Source organism: Flavobacterium sp., from assembly GCF_028712645.1.
Lineage (GTDB): Bacteria > Bacteroidota > Bacteroidia > Flavobacteriales > Flavobacteriaceae > Flavobacterium.
On the sequence record NZ_JAQTPQ010000035.1, the window covers coordinates 1 to 19,129 of the forward strand.

At 32.3% G+C, this 19,129-nt stretch carries 17 protein-coding genes and 1 pseudogene; 12 read left to right on the forward strand and 6 right to left on the reverse strand.

The features are described 5' to 3' along the window. Both PHC28_RS04370 and PHC28_RS04375 read left to right on the forward strand, forming a co-directional pair. Positions 1-530: TCP-1/cpn60 chaperonin family protein (locus PHC28_RS04370; RefSeq protein WP_300096765.1), on the forward strand; the 530-nt coding region annotated here is incomplete at its 5' end. A gap of 148 nt (positions 531-678) precedes the next feature. Next, positions 679-3,024 (forward strand): hypothetical protein, encoded by a 2,346-nt coding sequence (locus tag PHC28_RS04375; protein ID WP_300096766.1) that lies wholly within the window; start codon positions 679-681, stop codon positions 3,022-3,024. Positions 3,025-3,096: 72 nt separating this feature from the next. Here the strand turns inward: PHC28_RS04375 and PHC28_RS04380 are convergent, their stop codons facing one another. The 5 genes from PHC28_RS04380 to xrtF form a co-directional block, all read right to left on the reverse strand. Continuing rightward, positions 3,097-3,771, reverse strand: coding sequence for a DedA family protein (locus tag PHC28_RS04380; RefSeq protein ID WP_300096767.1), 675 nt, complete (start codon positions 3,769-3,771; stop codon positions 3,097-3,099). A gap of 119 nt (positions 3,772-3,890) precedes the next feature. Continuing rightward, a complete protein-coding gene (locus PHC28_RS04385) occupies positions 3,891-5,246 on the reverse strand; it encodes an MBL fold metallo-hydrolase RNA specificity domain-containing protein (RefSeq protein WP_300096768.1) in 1,356 nt (451 codons plus the stop codon). 35 nt (positions 5,247-5,281) lie between these two features. Then, positions 5,282-6,112, reverse strand: coding sequence for an ATP cone domain-containing protein (locus tag PHC28_RS04390; RefSeq protein ID WP_300096769.1), 831 nt, complete (start codon positions 6,110-6,112; stop codon positions 5,282-5,284). Between the two features lie 302 nt (positions 6,113-6,414). Beyond that, positions 6,415-6,858, reverse strand: coding sequence for an exosortase F system-associated protein (locus tag PHC28_RS04395; RefSeq protein WP_300096770.1), 444 nt, complete (start codon positions 6,856-6,858; stop codon positions 6,415-6,417). Next, on the reverse strand, positions 6,833-7,390 hold the full coding sequence (xrtF, locus tag PHC28_RS04400) for an exosortase family protein XrtF (protein ID WP_300096771.1): 558 nt from the start codon (positions 7,388-7,390) through the stop codon (positions 6,833-6,835). The genes PHC28_RS04395 and xrtF overlap by 26 nt, the downstream gene beginning before the upstream one ends. Before the next feature lie 72 nt (positions 7,391-7,462). Between xrtF and PHC28_RS04405 the strand changes: the two genes are divergently transcribed. The 3 genes and pseudogenes from PHC28_RS04405 to PHC28_RS04415 all read left to right on the forward strand — a co-directional run. Then, entirely contained in the window at positions 7,463-7,918 is a 456-nt protein-coding gene (locus tag PHC28_RS04405; RefSeq protein ID WP_300096772.1) for a GAF domain-containing protein, read from the forward strand. Between the two features lie 65 nt (positions 7,919-7,983). Next, the gene (locus tag PHC28_RS04410) at positions 7,984-9,210 is read left to right on the forward strand and encodes a cation:proton antiporter (RefSeq protein ID WP_300096773.1); all 1,227 of its coding nucleotides are present in this window, start codon (positions 7,984-7,986) and stop codon (positions 9,208-9,210) included. Between the two features lie 42 nt (positions 9,211-9,252). After that, positions 9,253-9,394 (forward strand): annotated as a pseudogene (locus PHC28_RS04415) (GAF domain-containing protein); the annotation flags it as partial. A gap of 79 nt (positions 9,395-9,473) precedes the next feature. Here PHC28_RS04415 and PHC28_RS04420 read toward each other — a convergent pair. Beyond that, a complete protein-coding gene (locus tag PHC28_RS04420) occupies positions 9,474-10,556 on the reverse strand; it encodes a T9SS type A sorting domain-containing protein (protein WP_300096774.1) in 1,083 nt (360 codons plus the stop codon). 267 nt (positions 10,557-10,823) lie between these two features. Between PHC28_RS04420 and PHC28_RS04425 the strand changes: the two genes are divergently transcribed. The 7 genes from PHC28_RS04425 (at position 10,824) to PHC28_RS04455 (ending at position 18,968) form a co-directional block, all read left to right on the forward strand. Then, positions 10,824-11,768 carry an energy transducer TonB gene (locus PHC28_RS04425; RefSeq protein WP_300096775.1) on the forward strand — a complete coding sequence of 315 codons (945 nt, stop codon included), beginning with the start codon at positions 10,824-10,826 and terminating at the stop codon, positions 11,766-11,768. Between the two features lie 105 nt (positions 11,769-11,873). Then, positions 11,874-12,140 (forward strand): 30S ribosomal protein S15, encoded by a 267-nt coding sequence (gene rpsO / locus PHC28_RS04430; protein ID WP_300096776.1) that lies wholly within the window; start codon positions 11,874-11,876, stop codon positions 12,138-12,140. Positions 12,141-12,292: 152 nt separating this feature from the next. Then, the gene (locus tag PHC28_RS04435; RefSeq protein ID WP_300096777.1) at positions 12,293-14,428 is read left to right on the forward strand and encodes a polyribonucleotide nucleotidyltransferase; all 2,136 of its coding nucleotides are present in this window, start codon (positions 12,293-12,295) and stop codon (positions 14,426-14,428) included. A 171-nt stretch (positions 14,429-14,599) separates the two neighbouring features. Beyond that, positions 14,600-14,992: a hypothetical protein gene (locus PHC28_RS04440; RefSeq protein ID WP_300096778.1), complete on the forward strand. Its 393-nt coding sequence runs from the start codon at positions 14,600-14,602 to the stop codon at positions 14,990-14,992. Positions 14,993-15,041: 49 nt separating this feature from the next. Next, positions 15,042-16,772: a tetratricopeptide repeat-containing sensor histidine kinase gene (locus tag PHC28_RS04445; protein ID WP_300096779.1), complete on the forward strand. Its 1,731-nt coding sequence runs from the start codon at positions 15,042-15,044 to the stop codon at positions 16,770-16,772. Continuing rightward, positions 16,765-17,511 (forward strand): LytTR family DNA-binding domain-containing protein, encoded by a 747-nt coding sequence (locus PHC28_RS04450; RefSeq protein WP_300096780.1) that lies wholly within the window; start codon positions 16,765-16,767, stop codon positions 17,509-17,511. Before PHC28_RS04445 ends, PHC28_RS04450 begins: the two co-directional genes overlap by 8 nt. Positions 17,512-18,104: 593 nt before the next feature. Next, positions 18,105-18,968, forward strand: a complete 864-nt coding sequence (locus PHC28_RS04455; RefSeq protein ID WP_300096781.1) for a sigma-70 family RNA polymerase sigma factor — start codon at positions 18,105-18,107, stop codon at positions 18,966-18,968. The last annotated feature ends 161 nt before the right edge of the window (positions 18,969-19,129 follow it).

Consider the following 19,129-nt stretch of genomic DNA (forward strand, 5'->3'; position numbering starts at 1 on the left):
AACGTTTGGCTAAATTAGCTGGTGGAGTTGCAGTTCTTTATGTAGGAGCAGCTTCTGAAGTTGAAATGAAAGAGAAAAAAGACTGGGTTGACGATGCTCTTCACGCTACTCGTGCTGCTGTTGAAGAAGGAATTGTTGCTGGAGGCGGTGTTGCTTTATTAAGAGCTAAAAATGCTCTTAAAGAAATAAAAGCCGACAATGCTGACGAAGCAACAGGAATTCAAATTGTCTCTCGCGCAGTTGAATCTCCATTGAGAACAATTGTCGAAAATGCAGGTCTTGAAGGTTCAGTTGTTGTTGCAAAAGTTGCTGAAGGAAAAGGTGATTTTGGTTATAATGCCAAAACTGATGAATATGTTGATATGCTAAAAGCAGGAATTATCGATCCTAAAAAAGTGACTCGTGTAGCATTAGAAAATGCTTCTTCAGTTGCTGGAATGATATTGACTACCGAATGTGCTTTGGTAGAAATCAAAGAAGATAATGGTAGCGCAATGCCTATGGGTGGCGGGATGCCGGGAATGATGTAACATTACAAACTATATTTTCAAAAACCGTTTACCAAAAAGTAAACGGTTTTTTGACATAATTTATGTGGACTAATTTGTAAATAAAAGCCTGCTTAAAAATATATTTTAGTTAAAGCTAATTAAACAAAAAATCCAAATAATTTTACAAATGAAATTCAGTCTTACAATTTGTTGCTTACTATTATTTACCAAGTCCTTTTCTCAAACTGCCACTATTCCAGAAAAAATTATAACCCTAGTTGAAACCTATTTTTCTAAAGAGAGAGAAAGCATTCACGTTCAGTTCAACAAAACCATTTATGTCAACAATGAAGACATTGCTTTTAAGGGATATGTATTTAACAAAAATCGTAGCATTCCTTTCATAAACACAACCAATGTACAATTAGTTATTTATGATGAACAAAAGAAAATCATCCAAAAACAAATACTCTTTTCCAACATAGGGAGTTTTGATGGCGTAATTCATTTGAATGAAAAATTTACTTCTGGCAAATACTATTTTCATTTTTACACCAATTGGATGAATAACTTTATTGAAGACGAATCCTTTATTCAAACCGTTGAAATCATAAACAAAAATGAGCCTTATCATATAAAATCCAAAGAACCTGTTTGGGAAACCACAAAAATAACCGTTTTCCCAGAAGGAGGTATAATCCTCAATGAAATCAGCAATAGAATAGGAATACAAGTAACAGACTGCAATAAAAAAGGAATTGAAATTCATGGTGGAACAGTAGTAGATTCAAAATCAAACGAAATTGCTGTATTTAACACAAATGCGACGGGAAACGGAAATTTTTATTTCATTCCTAATGCAGACGAAACCTATTTTGTGAAAATTAAATCTGAAAAAATAAACCTCTCACAAGTGTTGCCTAAAGTACAAAATGCTGGTCTCGTCATAAGTTATAATAATAATTTACCTAATAACATATTAGCCATTGTTGTAAAAACAAATAGTGCCGGAATTGCATTATACCAAAACAAAAAATTGAATCTTATCGTTCATCAAAATGGAAATTTAGTCCAAAAAGAATTTTCCTTTAGCAATAATCAACCAGAACAAATGATTAGCTTCAGTAAACTAAATTTATTAGAAGGAGTCAATACCATCCGGGTGATTGATGAGGATCTAAACGAAGTTGCCGAACGTTTAATCTTTATAGATACCAATTCAAAACCAATAACAACCCTTGAGGCAAAGACGATCAAGAATGACAGCATCAGTCTCATTGGAAAAACCGACATTAAAGAAGCCCATTTAAGTATCAGCGTACTCCCTGAATTAAACATTGGCACAGCCCAAAACCAATCCATCATCGGAACATTTTATTTGAATTCCTATTTGAATCAACCAGAAACAGAAACCTACTCTTACTTTGATACTGAGAATAAAACTCGAAAACAAGATATAGAACTATTGCTACTCAATCAGCCTCAAAACAAATACCTTTGGAACAACATTAAATCGAATTCTAGTGAAAAAATGGCTTATTTTTCACAAGGAGTTACCATAAAAGTCAAAGTAAACAAAAAATTAAATCCTAATTCTAAATACAAAATCTCGTTAATTTCTCCAAAAAACAACATTTTTAACGAAACAATACTTGACAAAAACAACGAATACGAATTTAAAAACATCTTTGCACAAGATTCAACTGCCTTTTTTATAAAAATGACGAATGAAAAAAATGAAGTTTTAAAAACCCCAATAACTATTTCCGTTTCAACACTCGACACCATTTATTCATTACCAATAAATTGGGAACAAAACAGCTGCCCTTCTTTGAAAAAGACCGAAGAAATTTTTACTTTTAATAATTTAGGGGGGAAAATTGTCAATTTAGAAAGCATAACCATTAAAAATAGTTACAAAAAGAAAAAACTCATTCATAAAGAGGGAAATTCTTTTGCCACAGCTTTCAAAATTGACGAAAAAGAAATTGGTTCACTACTAGATTTCATAGGTAGAAACGGATATCAAGTAGGAACTGACACCATACACTCGGTCTATATTAGAAGTTACAGAAATGTTTTTGGGGGAAAGAATGATTCGCCAGAAGTATTTATTAACGATATGTTGTTGCCTGATTTGAATTTGCTAACCGTTTATAGCATCAGCGAAATTGACGAAATATATTTTGATAAAATGGGGACTTCTAGTTTTGGAGGTAAGGAAGTTATAAAAGTGTATCTAAAAAGTAACATTCGAAAAGATTTAGAGAAATCAAAGCTAAACTATCTCCTTCTAACAAAAGGATTTACCAAGAGTGATCCTTATAAAATTACGGCATTTGGAACTCAAAAAGAATTGGATTACTTCGGCACTTTAAATTGGTCTCCAAACATCTCGATAAAAGACAATCCGAATTATGAAATTAAGTTTCCTAAAGGCAATCAAAAAGAAATTCAGGTTTTAATTGAAGGATTTTCAGTGGACGGACAATTAATTTCAGAAATTAAAAAAATTCCAGTAACAGAACTATGACTTACAACAAATGCTACACACAAAAAATCCGAAGTTTATAGCTTCGGATTTTTTTTATATCAAATTCTAATTTTATATATGAACTCTCTTTTTCAAAAGCTTCCATAAAACAGGAGCAGTGGTCACAAAAACAATTCCTATGACTATATATTCGATATGGCTTTTCAAATCAATATTGAATTTATCCATAAACAAAGCAGACAAATAATGACCTGCAAAAATCATGGCAAAAGACCATAGAATAGAACTCAAAATATTATAAAACATAAATTTCTTTTTATCCATTCCCGCAATTCCGGCCACTATTGGCGCAAAAGTTCTGAAAATGGGTAAAAAACGAGCGAAAATAATTGCCTTTCCTCCATATTTTTCGAAGAAATCTCTTGATTGCAAAAGATATTTTTCTTTAAACCAGAAAGTATCTTCCTTATTATAAAGATAGGTTCCGCCTTTTACTCCAAACCAGTAACCAACCATATTACCAAAAATACCTACCAAGGAAACCAACGAAGACAGAATTACTAGATTAAAAAAATCATTTCCTACCGAAATTTGTCTTGTCAACAACTCGCTATAAATCCCCGCCAAAAACAACAAACTATCTCCAGGCAGAAAAAAACCTGCAAACAATCCTGTCTCGGCAAAAATTATAAAAAGCAAAACAAACAACCCTATTTTAACGCCACTAAATTCTAATAAAATATAGAACTCTGGATTTACTAATTGTTTCCAATCAAAATTATGCATAAACCTATTTTAGAAATTTTTGGTTGTGAAAGTAATTATAATTTAGCAAAACTGCACTATTAAGACTATGGATTTCCAGTTTTTTAATAAATATTTAATAGTATCAAGTCTTGTGTGTTTTAAATATCGAACTCTTGCCCCATCAAAGGAACGGAACAATCAAATTCATATCTTTCAGTGATCTTTATCCGAAGTTCATCTAAAGCCTGATTTTCTCCGTGAACCAAGAATACTTTTGTAGGTTTATTTTCCAAAGCAGAAAGCCAATTAAGCAAATCGTTTTGATCACCGTGAGCAGACAAGCCTTCGATTTCTAAAATAGTAGCTTTTACTTCATAATATTTCCCGTATATTTTAGTTTCTTTAGCACCTTCCAATAATTTTCTACCACGTGTTCCTTCGGCTTGGTAACCAATGATGATTATCGTAGTTTCTGGCAAGCCAATATAACGTTCTAAATAACTCAAAACCCTTCCACCAGTAATCATTCCGCTCGCTGCAATAACCACTTTGGGTTGTTGGTCATATATGGTATCAATGGTTTCCTGGTAATTAGAAATCATTGAAAACATTTTACACATAGCAACATATTCATGTTCGGGTAATTGATGCCATTTTCTATTATTTTCAAAAATATCCAGCACTTTTATTCCCATTGGAGTATCAATTATATAAGGAATATTGGGAATTTTACCTTCATTTTTAAGTTGCCACAGCAAATACATCACAGTTTGTGCACGTTCGACAGCAAAACTCGGAATGATGATTGTTCCTCCTTTTTCGACCGTGTTATTGATATACATTTCAAGTTCTGCCTTGGCATCAGTTTCGGGATGAAGTCGGTTTCCGTAAGTACTTTCCATAAATATATAATCTGCTTTTTTAGGTTTTGTTGGAGGATACATCAACACATCATTATCCCGACCAATATCTCCTGAGAAAACCAAGATTTTATTTTCTAAATTTAATTCGATAGTGCAAGCTCCAATAATATGTCCAGCATTTGTAAAAACAGCGGAAATTTCAGCATCCAAATCAATTTTTTCATTGGTTTTAATCACTCTAAAAAGCGGAAAAACTTGTTCGGCTTGTTTCACCGTGTAAAGTGGCTGGGCAATTTCGTGTTTGGAATAGTGTCCCTGATTCGTTTTTTCTGCTTCTTCTTCCTGAATTTTAGCACTGTCTAAAAGAATCAATTGTGCAACGTCTTTTGTTGGACTCGTACAATAAATTTTTCCTTTAAAACCTTGATTTACTAATCTTGGCAACCAACCACAATGATCTAAATGTCCGTGAGTTAGCAACACAAAATCTATGTTTGAAGGTAAAATAGGCAAGGGTTCCCAATTGAGTTCCCGCAAAGGTTTAATACCTTGAAATTGCCCACAATCTATCAAAATCCTGACACCATTGCTTTCAACTAATGTCTTCGAACCTGTTACGGTTCCTGCTCCGCCAATAAATTTAATTTTCATTTTTTTTGATTTTAAATTAATGGAAATTCGAAATTTTAAATGTACTCACATAATTCCGAAGCCTCTTTCAAGACGTTTTTAATTCGATTGGAACTCAATCCAATTTTTTCTAAACATTCCGAATTGTTAATCACTTCTTTTACCAAAATCACGTCCATAACCAATAATTTATCTTTTTCGGCAAGAGACAAAGTGGTCATACAAGTCACCGGATAAAGGTGATGGGTATCATTCTTGGTTTTTAAATTATTGTTTTCAGGATAATTCCAGCTTAATAAATTCAGTTTAGAGCATCGTGCAAATTCGATAGCATCGGACGTGAAACGATTATTTGTAGCAATCCAACACTTTGAAATAAAATCATTTCTTGTGAAAATAGTATGCCGATTTTCTTTCAAATCATTAAACCTTGACAAAATATACATTGGAACTTTCACATCAGAATTGGCATCTTTTCCCATGTGAAATTTACATTCAATCATAGCGATAATGTCATTCTTTTTAATCAAAACATCAATTTCATGCGAAACACATTTTCCTTGCAAAGTCAAATTAGTTATGGTTTGATAATTTTCTGAGACAAAAAGTCTGGCAATATATTTTTCGAAGAAAAAACCTGCTGGTCCTAATAATCTAATCGCTTCTTTTAAATTGTATCGTGCAGCGTGTGAACTTGCTATTTTTTTTAGCAAGCTGAAAGCCATCTTGTAGATTTGCTTGGTCGAAATTCCCTCGTAAATTTCTTTTTCGATAGTTTTCAAAATAGATGAGACTACCATTTGGCTCGCACCAGATTTCAATAAGGATTGCTTTAGTTTTGTCGGGCTGTATTCAACAATATTTCCAGAATGCTTTACAATTTTCATTAGTAAGTGATTGAATGGTTATCAAATCAAAGGGCTAATAAAGATACGAAAAACTTACTTAAGTAATAGCTAAAATTTAATGTTGTGTTTTATGAAGTCCTAAATTTGTTTGCCACAGATTTAAAGAAAGTGGTTGGACTTTGACAAAGAGTAGCTAACTGTTTTTTTTTGCCACGGATTTCACAGATTTACACAGATTAAAAAAAGAGTTAGATAGAATTTCACAGATTAGCACAGATTAATTCTTCACGTAGCTTATAATTGTTGTCGTATTTTTATATTGCGACAGTATATCTTTCTAATTACTTAGTTTGCTTTTGATAATAAAAAGCAGGAAGGAACAACAGTAAAAAAAGAGGTTGAATTAGAAATCTTCGAATATAAAATAAGGTCATTTTATTAGCTTCACCAAAATAAGAAAGCACAAAAAAGAAGGCAATAATAAGAATTACAAAAAATAACAGATACAATATCGAAGCAAATTTAAGAGCTTCAAAATCTTTAAACAAGACATAAATTACACCTAAAGAAAGTATTGCATTTAAAAAATATCTAAAAAATAATCCGAGAAACAATTGAATAGTATCAATTTCAGGCAAAGTCAAATTATAATAATCTGATTTAAAATAATTCAGAAAAGGGTCATAAAACAAATCATCCTCGTAGGCTCGAACCATAACCAGTAAGACAACAAACAACATAGCTAATGTAATTCTAACTTTATGATTGAATAGTTTTCGTAGCATATTTTGAAAATTTATTAACCCAAATTATCCACAACATAAAAATAACTCCATAGATAAACAACGGAAAAAAAACTCCGTGTAGAATGTGTTCTCGTTTTGGAAAATAATACATTAAAACACACAACAAAGAGATTCGAAAAACATTCAGAATATGAATGAGCAAACTTCCTCCAATGCTATATAAAATGGTTGGTTTTAGTTTTCCTGAAAATGCAATTATGAACGAAATAAACAGAATAATTACGCTCAAACCGTTACAACCTTCTATAATTCGCGCCATCAATTTTTGATTGTAGAACAAATTCATTCCAGATTCTTTGGCATTAGGAGCAATAGCAGCATCGTAATTAAAAAACACCAAAACATCCTTCGACTGTTTTGCGACCGATTGTGTAAATCCATCCAACTCAAATTTCTTGGTATCAAATTGACCGAGGTAACTTTCATAAACAAAAGTCAAAAGCAAATAAGTCAACAAAAATTTGCCTAAAAAAACAAGAAAGGGTTTATAGAGAATGAAATATTTTTTCAAAATGAAACTTTTAACAAATTTAAATAAAATTGAATCACCACATTTAAATACTTTTACAAAAAATACAAGAAAATGACATTCGAAAATTTAAAACCAAAAGTAACCGAAATTACTTCAAATTCCTTAATTTCTAGAGAAGAAAAGTTGTTAGAAATTTGTGCCCTTCTAAAAAACTCCATTGACTACTATAACTGGGTAGGTTTTTATTTTCGAAACGGCAAAAAAGAGGAATTAATTCTTGGACCTTATGTTGGAGCAGAAACTGATCATACAGTTATTCCTTTTGGGAAGGGTATTTGCGGACAAGTAGCAGTTTCTAATAAAAATTTTGTGGTTCCAGATGTTGCCGCACAGGGCAATTATATAGCTTGCAGTTTTACAGTGAAGTCAGAAATCGTGGTACCCCTTTTTGTAAATGGCAAAAACATTGGACAAATAGATATTGATAGTCACGTACTAGATCCATTTAATAAAGCCGATGAACGCTTTTTGGAGTTTGTGAATCAAGAGGTTTCTAAATTATTTTAATATTACAAACCTTAAGTTATTTTACATACATTTGACTCGATTTTCAAACCAAAAATTACTGTTATATGGGATTTAATTTACCTCATTTTGAACTTCCTTTTTTTGCAAGTTTACTATTATTACTAGCTTTAGCCCGTTTTTTTGGCGAAATAATGGAACGTCTTAAACAACCTGCAATGATAGGTGAAATTATAGCAGGAATTATGCTTGGTCCTTCCGTTTTTAATTTCATTCACAGAACCGAAGAATTAAAAGTAATTTCAGAATTAGGGGTGTTTTTATTAATTATCATTGCTGGATTAGAAATAAATATTGAGGGAATTGTTAAATCATCAAAAGGCAAAAACATCCTGATTTCTTTACTTGCTTTTTTTATCCCTTTTTTGTCGGGAATTGCAGTAGGTCATTTTTATCATTTAGACGAAATGGCAACTATTTTCATCGGGCTTTGCATAGCAATTACGGCATTACCAGTGAGTATTAGAATTTTGATGGATTTTGGAAAACTCAACACTTCCTTAGGACAAAAAATAATTTCGATAGCCGTTTTTGATGATATTTTGGCTCTTACTATTTTAGGAATTATATTAGATTTAACCAATGTTGAGCCAACGTTTATCAACATCATCAAGACTATAGTTTTTACAGTTTTAAAATTAAGTTCCTTTGTTTTATTAATTATCGTTTCCTATAAACTCATACAACGATTTTCGCAAAAAGAAAATTTAATTCAAAACAAATTAAACAATCTTTTAGGGCTTTTGAAAGGGAAAGAATCGCTATTTGCCATCTTTTTTGTTTTTATTTTAATCTTTGCCTCTATAACTGAAAGTATTGGATTGCATTTTATAATTGGTGCTTTTTTTGCTTCAATGTTGATTTCTAAAGAATTGGTTGGCGAAAAACATTTAAATACCATTCATAATACTACAAACGGAATGACAATTGGTTTCCTAGCACCAATATTTTTTGCAGGCATTGGTCTTGAATTTCAATTTTCCTCAATTAATGATTACGGACTTCTATTCCTAATTATTTTGACTTCCTTTTCATCAAAAGTAATTGGTGGATATATTGGAAGTCGATTGGCAAAACTTAATCACAACACTGCATTAGCCATTGGAATCGGACTTAATGCAAGAGGAATTATGGAACTTGTGATTGCCAATATTGCTTATAAAGCTGGAATTATTTCAATAGAAATATTTTCAATGTTGGTCATAATGGGAGTTTTTACCACACTTTGCACACCTTCTCTATTAAAAAAAGCTTTTTCATTGGTAGAAAAGTAAAATTAAAACTTTTCTATCGCATATGGTCTCAAAGTAAATCCAGAAATTGTGATACCCTTTTTTGTAAATGGCAAAAACATTGGACAAATAAATAGATATTGATAGTCACGTACTAGATCCATTTAATAAAGCCGATGAACGCTTTTTGGAGTTTGTGAATAGTGAAGTGGCAAAGTTGTTTTAGTCAAACCCCATAAATTGAAAAGACTGTCCAAAAATTACTTTTCAGACAGCCTTAATTCTAGTTAGTTAAAAACAATTTCTTAATTTTTTAGAACTTTATAAGTTCCAGAATCTGAATCGGTGGTTACTTTTATAAAATAAAAACCAGAGGCCAATGCTGACAAATCTACATTTGTTTGAGCTTTGTTTGGCTTCAACTTCATCAATTCTTTACCTGCAAGGTTAAATACTTTTACTTCATTTAAAACTTTTTCCGAATCCATTGAAATTATGTTCTTTGTTGGATTTGGATACAATTTGAACCCCTTAAGTGCTTGCTCTTCGAGTCCAAGCGAAGTTGTGGTAAAAGATTGTGGTCCAGCCCAAGAGCTTTTTACTGCCTGACTATTACTGCAATTATCCCTAACATAAAAATCATACGTGATTCCAGAAGTCAAACCTGATAACCCGAGTGGAGGCGTACTACTTTGTTGAAACATTCCTGTTCCTAATGTAAATCCTTGCAAACCGTATTCGATTTCGAAATTTGTTCCGCTGCTAGTCCAATCAAGTGTAGCATTTGTTAATCCAATATTTGTAGCTGTCAGATTAGTAGGAGGCAAACAAGAAAATGTGTTAAGAATTGGAGAATCCAGACAAACACCAGCAACCTGACCACCAGCATCATTTATTACAAAGCGATAACGGAAATTCGTCAACTGATTAGTGGTAAATCCCGAAAAATCTAAAGAAATATCCACGAGGATTTTGGTACAACTCGCAAAATCTCCTGCTGTATCGGCCGGAGCACTTCCGTCAGGAGGCATTATCCATGTACTGGAGTCTGCATCCCAATATTGAAATGATAATGCATCATTTGCTGAGGTTTGATAAGCAATGTTTACATCGATTTTAAAAGCTTTTTCACCACCGTCAAAAGCTGTTTTTAAACTAAAAACGGGTGATTCAATAAATACAGTTGCAGATCCTCCAAGAGGAATTGCCAATGCTGCATCATACTTAAATTGAGCATCTACCGTAGGGTTAAAAACAACCGCTGCAGTTGTATAAGTTCCACTTACAGTCCAATTGACATTGGGCCAATTTTCACTTCGAGTCAAGATTTGTGCTGAAGCATTTGAAAGTAACGCAACAAACAGAATAAAAGTAAATATTTTTTTCATAATTCACTGGTGTTAAGTTAACTAAATTCTAAAAACTCTATGTAAATGTAAGTAATTTTTTTAATTCAATCATCAAATATTCACAAGATAGAATCGATTTAAATTAGGTTCAATCCTATGTTTAATTATTTATTTTTTAGAGAAGTAATAGTTTTCGCTAATAAATACCCATTTCAATACGTAATAATGATTTTGAGTATTTATTATTTCATAAATAGCTACGTGTTTTATAAATCAATATATTTATGCCAAAAAAATCCTTTTTTTATGAAATCAAAAACCATTCTCGCAATTTTATTCTTAATTCCAACCTATTTTTATTCACAAGCCAAACTAGATAAAGTCATCTTTTTAGACTCATTATCACACGAAACAATGGATAAAGATTATAAATACATGAGAGTTATTAAGGATTATTATTCAGAAAAAGAAACCTATTCATTTTTTGATTATTACAAATCAGGAAAAATTAAAACACAAGGAACTACAGAGTCTAAAAATAGTCTTAAACAAACTGGTATGTCTATTCAATATTTTGAGAGTGGCAAAAAAAGAATAGTTTCAAACTATAAAAAAGGAGAACTAATTGGAAGCTATTTCGAACTTTATGAAAATGGAAACAAGAAATTAGAAGCAGAATATATTGAAGAAAAAGACAAACACAACTCATTAAAAGTAAAAAGTTATTGGGACAAAAACAATATTCAAACAATTGTAAATGGTAATGGATTTTTTGAAGATAACAATGAAAATTCTTATTCGCAAGGTCGTTTAAAAAACGGAGTAAAAGATAGTATTTGGGAAGGTGTTTCTAGAATGGAAAAATATCGATTTAAAGAAAAATATGAAAACGGAAAATTTATTTCAGGCTCCCGATTTGAAGAAAACAATCAGCCTTTTGAATATAAAGAATTAGATGTATATCCAAAACCAAAAAAGGGAATGGAAGATTTTTATCGTTATATTGGGCGTAAAATGAGAATTCCACTGAATTTAGGAAATTTAAATGGCACTATTATCATAGGATTTGTTATTGATAAAGAAGGAAAAATAATAGAGACAAAAATAATTAGAAGCTTATACAAAACCCTAGACGATGAAGCAATTAGAGTATTGTTAAGTTATGGAGATTGGATTCCTGGGGAACAACGCGGAAAAAAAAGGAGATGCACTTATTCCATCCCAATAGCAATTAAACCTGGGTTGAATTAAGTTTTTATTTTGTAAACCCTTGCAAATCAAAAAATAAAAATTACCTTTGCAGCCGTCTTGCAATAGATGTAAGATATACATAAAAATCATTTAAATAATATTGGAATGTACTTAACTAAAGAAGTTAAAGAAGAAATCTTCGCTAAACACGGAGAAGTAACAAACACAGGAAAAGCAGAAGCACAAATCGCTTTATTCACTTTCAGAATTAGCCACTTAACTGAGCATTTGAAAAAAAATCGTCACGATTATAACACAGAGCGTTCTCTAGTTTTGTTGGTAGGTAAAAGAAGATCTTTGTTAGATTACTTGAAGAAAAAAGAAATCAACAGATATCGTGAGATTATCAAAGTATTGAATATCAGAAAATAATCAATATATTAAGAGGTGCGAAAGTGCCTCTTTTTGTTTTAATACGTTTTTAAAAAAAGTTTGGTTTTTCATTGGAACACAACAACTACAACAACACAACTATTCTGCTGACAGGCAGAAAAACCAATGTAAAATTAAAATAAGGAAAAATTATGATTCCACAATTATTTGTAGAAAGCATCGATTTAGGTGATGGCAGAAGCATCACAATCGAGACAGGGCGTTTAGCTAAACAAGCTGATGGTTCTGTAGTAGTAAGAATTGGAAAAACTGTTATTTTAGGAACAGTTGTATCCTCAAGAAAAGCAAGTCCAGGCATCGATTTTTTACCACTTACGGTAGACTATCGTGAAAAATTTGCAGCAGCAGGTCGTTTTCCTGGAGGTTTCTTCAAAAGAGAAGCACGTCCAAGCGATAGCGAAGTATTAACAATGCGTTTAGTTGACCGTGTTTTACGTCCACTTTTCCCAGACGATTACCACGCAGAAGTTCAGGTGATGATTCAATTAATGTCTTATGATGAAGAAGTTATGCCTGATGCATTAGCAGGTTTGGCAGCATCAGCAGCATTAGCTTTATCTGACATTCCTTTCGAAACTTTGATTTCTGAAGTTAGAGTTGGTAGAGTTGATGGAAAACTTATCGTTAATCCAAGTCGTGCTCAATTAGAACTATCAGACATTGATATGATGATTGGAGCTTCAACTGATTCTATCGCAATGGTAGAAGGAGAAATGAAAGAAATCTCAGAAGCTGAAATGTTGGAAGCAATCAAATTTGCTCACGAACATATCAAAATACAAATTGCAGCTCAAGAAAGATTGGCAACTGCTTTTGGAAAAAAAGAAACAAGAACATACGAAGGAGAAAGAGAAGATGAGGCTATTTACGCTAAAGTAAAAGCAGCAGCTTACGATAAAATTTACGCTATTGCGAGCAAAGGTTCATCTAAACAAGAACGTACTGCTTCATTTGCAGAAGTAAAAGAAGAAGTACGCGCCTTATTTACAGAAGAAGAATTAGCCAATGATGGCGAATTAGTTTCTAAATACTTTTACAAAACAAATAAAGAAGCTGTTCGTAACGTAACCTTAGATTTAGGAACACGTTTAGACGGAAGAAAAACTACCGAAATCAGACCAATCTGGTGTGAAGTAGATTATTTACCATCAGTTCACGGATCAGCATTGTTTACCCGTGGGGAAACTCAAGCATTGGCAACAGCCACTTTAGGAACTTCTAGAGAAGCTAACCAAATCGACTCTCCTTCTGAACAAGGAGAAGAAAGATTCTATTTACACTATAACTTTCCTCCTTTCTCAACAGGTGAAGCTCGTCCTTTAAGAGGAACTTCAAGAAGAGAAGTAGGTCACGGAAACTTGGCACAACGTGCATTGAAAAATATGATTCCTGCTGATTGTCCTTATACTATTCGTGTGGTTTCTGAAGTATTAGAATCTAATGGTTCTTCTTCAATGGCTACAGTTTGTGCTGGAACATTATCATTAATGGATGCCGGAATTCAAATGATTCGTCCTGTTTCTGGAATTGCAATGGGATTGATTACTGACGGAGAGCGTTTTGCAGTTTTATCAGATATTCTGGGTGATGAAGATCACTTGGGAGATATGGATTTCAAGGTAACTGGAACTTCTGAAGGAATTACCGCTTGCCAAATGGACATTAAAATTGACGGATTGAAATACGAAATTATGGAAGCAGCTTTAGCTCAAGCTAGAGATGGTCGTTTACATATTCTTGGAATTCTAACTGATACTTTAGCCGCTCCAAAAGCAGATGTAAAAACATATGCTCCAAAAATCATCACTAGAACTATTCCTGGTCAATTCATTGGTGCTTTAATTGGACCTGGTGGAAAAGTAATTCAAGAATTACAAAAAGCTACTGGAACAACTATTGTTATCAATGAAGTTAATGAAGAAGGTGTAATTGAAATTCTCGGTACAGATCCGGCAGGAATTGAAGCAGTATTGGCTAAAATTCAATCGATCACTTTCAAACCACAAATGGGAGAAGCTTATGAAGTAAAAGTAATCAAAATGCTTGACTTTGGTGCGGTTGTAGAATACACTGCTGCTCCAGGAAACGAAGTATTGCTTCACGTTTCTGAATTAGCTTGGGAACGTACAGAAAACGTTTCGGATGTAGTGAATATGGGAGATGTTTTCCAAGTGAAATACCTTGGTATTGACCCTAAAACACGCAAAGAAAAAGTATCAAGAAAAGCACTTTTACAAAGACCTCCACGTGAGGAAAAAAGAGAGTAATCAGATCTTAGTTTACTAAAGGTTCTTTATAGGAGACCCCGTTTCATTCATTTGAAACGGGGTTTTTCGTTTAATGAGAATTAAACTATAAAAACATTACACATTTATATAGTTTATTAAAAGAAAAAAAATACCTTTATCCTTAATAATCTTAAACAAAAATAAATTATTATGGCATTTACTATTATTCAAAACACCCGAATCAACGGAGAACCATTTATTTTCCAAAGTCCAGAAACGGTTACTTATCCTGTAGCCCCTTTAGTTTCAGCAAAATTTTACAACCCAAACGGTGTATTAACACTAAAAATTAGAGCTACTTTATATATTAATTCAGAAGACACTGTTCCTCCAATAGTTCAAACACCAATAGAATCAGGAAATACTTTGACTATGTACTATGACTATAATTTCTCTGAAGCTACCCCAGAAACTTGTGATGTATGGTATGTAGAAGTAGATTACACTTCTGATACTGTTGGTAATCTTACCGAAATTGTATCTTATCTAAAAGATATCGATCCTGAAACATCTAGAGGAACCGTGGTAGAAGTAACTAACTAGTCATATTTATTCATTAGTTTTACTAAATATTAATTTAGTACAAATTTATATGCTAGCAAAACTTAGTTTATTATTCATTTTAATTCCTTTTTTTCTTTTTTCTCAAATAAAATCCTATAATGATGTTATTGCTAAGGAATTGCAAAAAAAGGCAGTTGAATATAAAACCGAAATAAACTTCATTAAATCCCAATCTTTTTATTTAAAACAAGATTGGGATTCTACTCTCATATACTCAATGAAACAATTGAGTTTAAACCCCAACAACGAAATAGCCAATTATTGTCATTTTTTTAGGGGGACGAGTTTTTTTGAAAAAAAACTATACAAAGAAACCAAAAATGAAATGATACAAATTTCGAATCAATTTGTGTTTTTCCCTCAAGCTAGAATCATTTTAGCAGGTGCTTCATTAGAATTAAGAGATTTTGAAAAGGCTGGATTATATTATGAAAATGCTCTTAAATTTCCTCAAATATCAAAACAACCCTATAGTTTGTCCAAGATCTATGAAGGTTTGGGTATGACGTATATTTTTTTGAAAAAATATGATAAAGCAGAAGAATACCTTATTAAAAATTTAAAAATTAAAGAAAAAGACAAAGACAAAGACAATCTGTATAATGCATACAATTCCATTGCAAATCTATATTATGTGCAATATAAAGACCAACAAGCTATTCCTTATTTCGAAAAAGCTTATGATTTATCAAATAAAACAAATAAACTTGATTTAAAATATACGGCTTCAAAAAATATGGCAGTAGTTGAAGAAAACAGGAACAACTTTAAACAAGCTTTAGCCTATAGAAAAGAATCCGAGCAGTGGAAAGATTCCGTCAACGACCAAAACAAAGTATGGGCAGTAGCTGATTTTGAGAAAAAGTTTGCAGTTTCCCAAAAGCAAAAGCAAATCAAAGTACTTGAAGTAGAAAACAAACTAAAAAATAGTCAGCGTAATTGGTTGTTTTTCTCTGCAATAGGATTATTATTACTATTAACATCCGGCATCTATCTTTATGCTCAAAAAGTTAAAAATGCCAAAATCATTCTGATTCAAAAGAACAAACTCGACGAACTAAACGCTACCAAAGACCAACTATTTTCAATCGTAAGCCACGATTTGCGTTCCTCGGTAAATGCTTTAAAAACCAGTAACGCCAAATTATCGGCAACGCTAGAAACCAAAAATTACGAAGAACTGAACCAATTAATTATTCAAAATAGCGGCATTGCCAACGGAACTTATAGTTTGCTCGATAATTTATTGCATTGGGCATTGTTGCAAACCAAGCAATTGTATTTCCATAAAGAATCAGTGCATTTGTTTTCGATAGTACAACAAATAGAATACAACTATAAACCCTTACTTCTCGATAAATCTATTACTTTTGAGAATTCAGTTTCCAAAAATTGCTTTATCTTCGTGGATATTGATTCGTTAAAAATTGTGCTTCGTAATTTATTGGACAATGCCATCAAATTTTCAAACGAAAACGGCAAAATCAGTTTTTATATACAAGAAGAAAATCCCGAATCTTGTCAACTTGTTTTGCAGGATACAGGCTTAGGAATGAATGAAGACACCATCGCAGCCATTTTAAAAGACGACGAATTATTAGCCAAAAAAGGAAAGTCCGAAGCCATAGGAACAGGTCTAGGAATGCAATTATGCAAACAAATGGTCAAGAAAAATGGAGGTACAATTCAAATAGAAAGCGAACTTAATAAAGGAACAAAAATCATATTGACGTTTCCAAAAACAGAGCAAAATGGATAATATCAATGTACTTATAATCGAGGACACGCCCGAGCAAAGTGATGCACTTAGCAAAGTACTGATGGCAAACAATTACAACATTGTAGGGGTTGCCAGAAGTTATACCGATGCCTTAAAACTTTTTTACGCGCAAACTATTGACATCATTGTTATCGATGTTTTTCTTGATGGAAAACCTGACGGAATTACCTTTGCCGAAACTATTAATATTATTCCCAATGCATCGAAACCATTTGTATTTTTGACTAGCTCACAAGACCGTCAAATTTTTGAAAGAGCAAAACTCACCAAACCCTTTAGTTTCTTGATGAAACCATTTAATGAATTAGAAATTCTATATGCATTAGAAATGGCTGTCGAAAAATTCTACGAACAAACCAATACATTCCTAAGCGAAGACCAAGACACCGTAATCAGCAATGATTATCTATTTATAAAAAAGAAAAACGCATTAAAAAAAGTTTCCCTTGAGGACATCATTTACATAGAGGTGGAAGATCGTTATTGCAATATCATCACCGAAAATGAAAAATTTGTAATTCTTATTTCATTAACGAAAATCAGCGCCCTACTCAACAAAGACAAATTCATCAAAACCCACAGAAATTATATTGTCAACAAAGACAAAATGGAAGAAATTATCCTATCCGATAATCTTATTATCCTCAAAGGAAATCATAAAGTTAACTTAAGCGACACCTACAAAGATTTTATTACAAAAACGAATATTTTATCATAAAAGCTACAATTAAATAGTTTACATCACTTTAAATCTTCTCCCTATCGAGAAGATTTTTTTGTTTATAGGCAACACCCATAAATTCAAAAATTTCATAACAATAAAAACCGCCTTCATACCAATTTAAATTACAATAAATGAAAAGCAACTTACTTTTGACATAAAATTAATAACAACTCAATATTATGGTATCAAATAACCCCTCAGATATGATAAAACTAATTAGCATACTTCAAAAAATAATAATCAATCCTTACATCGGAGTATTTGTCTCATTAATACTCATAATACCAAGCTTATACATAATATTAGAAGATGTAACTGTGATTAGAAAAGAATATATTTTTCTTGCTATTGGACTCCCAATTTATATTAAATCCTTAAATAAGATATTCGACGACATCCTAAATCCAGATAAAAATCACTTCAAATAAAACAAATTAATCAAGTACTATTGCTAAAAAAGCTGCAAATAAACTCATAAAAAACAGTCACTTACTTTTTATTTTATTTTATTTTTAAAACTATTGTAACTTTTTTGAAACCCTCTACGTATAATCACTTGTACACTTAAAAATTAGGGAGACAAAAAAATGAGACAACTTAAAATCACCAAGCAGGTAACCAATCGTGAAACTGCATCATTAGACAAGTATTTACAGGAAATTGGAAAGGTGGATCTTATCACCGCCGATGAAGAGGTAGAATTGGCACAAAAAATAAAAGCTGGTGATCAAGCAGCACTAGAAAAATTAACGAAAGCCAATTTACGTTTCGTGGTTTCAGTAGCTAAACAATACCAAAATCAAGGTTTAACACTTCCCGATTTGATTAATGAAGGAAATTTAGGATTGATAAAAGCAGCGCAACGTTTTGATGAAACACGTGGTTTCAAATTCATTTCGTATGCAGTTTGGTGGATTCGTCAATCTATTTTGCAAGCCTTGGCTGAACAATCTCGTATTGTTCGTTTGCCATTGAACAAAATTGGTTCTATCAATAAAATCAACAAAATGTACGCCTTGTTAGAGCAATCTAACGAAAGACCGCCAACAGCTGAGGAAATTGCCAAAGAATTGGATATGACAGTGAATGACGTAAGAGAAAGTATGAAAAACTCGGGTCGCCACTTATCAATGGATGCACCACTTGTTGAAGGAGAAGATTCAAACCTTTACGATGTATTGCGTTCAGGCGAATCGCCAAATCCAGACCGAGCTTTAATTCAAGAATCATTGCGAACTGAAATTGAACGTTCCTTAGAAACATTAACACCAAGAGAAGCTGACGTGGTTCGCTTGTATTTTGGTCTCGGCGATCAACACCCAATGACATTAGAAGAAATAGGAGAAACTTTTGACCTGACTCGCGAGCGTGTTCGCCAGATTAAAGAAAAAGCCATCCGTAGATTGAAACACACTTCAAGAAGTAAAATATTAAAAACCTATCTTGGATAAATTCCAAAAATAAAATTCTAAATTCCAATCTCACATTTTTCGAATTTGGAATTTCAAAGTTAACGACGGTCTGATTAACTGTTCGTTTTTTGATTGATGATTGAAACTCCGGCTGATTACCGGAGTTTTATTTTTTATATTATCTTTGCCGAAACAACACA

Excerpts from the sequence above, each read along its gene's own strand:
- PHC28_RS04375 (WP_300096766.1), top strand. The coding sequence starts at position 679 with ATGAAATTCAGTCTTACAATTTGTTGCTTACTATTATTTACCAAGTCC.
- PHC28_RS04380 (WP_300096767.1), bottom strand. The coding sequence starts at position 3,771 with ATGCATAATTTTGATTGGAAACAATTAGTAAATCCAGAGTTCTATATT.
- PHC28_RS04385 (WP_300096768.1), bottom strand. The coding sequence starts at position 5,246 with ATGAAAATTAAATTTATTGGCGGAGCAGGAACCGTAACAGGTTCGAAG.
- PHC28_RS04390 (WP_300096769.1), bottom strand. The coding sequence starts at position 6,112 with ATGAAAATTGTAAAGCATTCTGGAAATATTGTTGAATACAGCCCGACA.
- PHC28_RS04395 (WP_300096770.1), bottom strand. The coding sequence starts at position 6,858 with ATGCTACGAAAACTATTCAATCATAAAGTTAGAATTACATTAGCTATG.
- PHC28_RS04405 (WP_300096772.1), top strand. The coding sequence starts at position 7,463 with ATGACATTCGAAAATTTAAAACCAAAAGTAACCGAAATTACTTCAAAT.
- PHC28_RS04410 (WP_300096773.1), top strand. The coding sequence starts at position 7,984 with ATGGGATTTAATTTACCTCATTTTGAACTTCCTTTTTTTGCAAGTTTA.
- PHC28_RS04420 (WP_300096774.1), bottom strand. The coding sequence starts at position 10,556 with ATGAAAAAAATATTTACTTTTATTCTGTTTGTTGCGTTACTTTCAAAT.
- PHC28_RS04425 (WP_300096775.1), top strand. The coding sequence starts at position 10,824 with ATGAAATCAAAAACCATTCTCGCAATTTTATTCTTAATTCCAACCTAT.
- rpsO (WP_300096776.1), top strand. The coding sequence starts at position 11,874 with ATGTACTTAACTAAAGAAGTTAAAGAAGAAATCTTCGCTAAACACGGA.
- PHC28_RS04435 (WP_300096777.1), top strand. The coding sequence starts at position 12,293 with ATGATTCCACAATTATTTGTAGAAAGCATCGATTTAGGTGATGGCAGA.
- PHC28_RS04440 (WP_300096778.1), top strand. The coding sequence starts at position 14,600 with ATGGCATTTACTATTATTCAAAACACCCGAATCAACGGAGAACCATTT.
- PHC28_RS04445 (WP_300096779.1), top strand. The coding sequence starts at position 15,042 with ATGCTAGCAAAACTTAGTTTATTATTCATTTTAATTCCTTTTTTTCTT.
- PHC28_RS04450 (WP_300096780.1), top strand. The coding sequence starts at position 16,765 with ATGGATAATATCAATGTACTTATAATCGAGGACACGCCCGAGCAAAGT.
- PHC28_RS04455 (WP_300096781.1), top strand. The coding sequence starts at position 18,105 with ATGAGACAACTTAAAATCACCAAGCAGGTAACCAATCGTGAAACTGCA.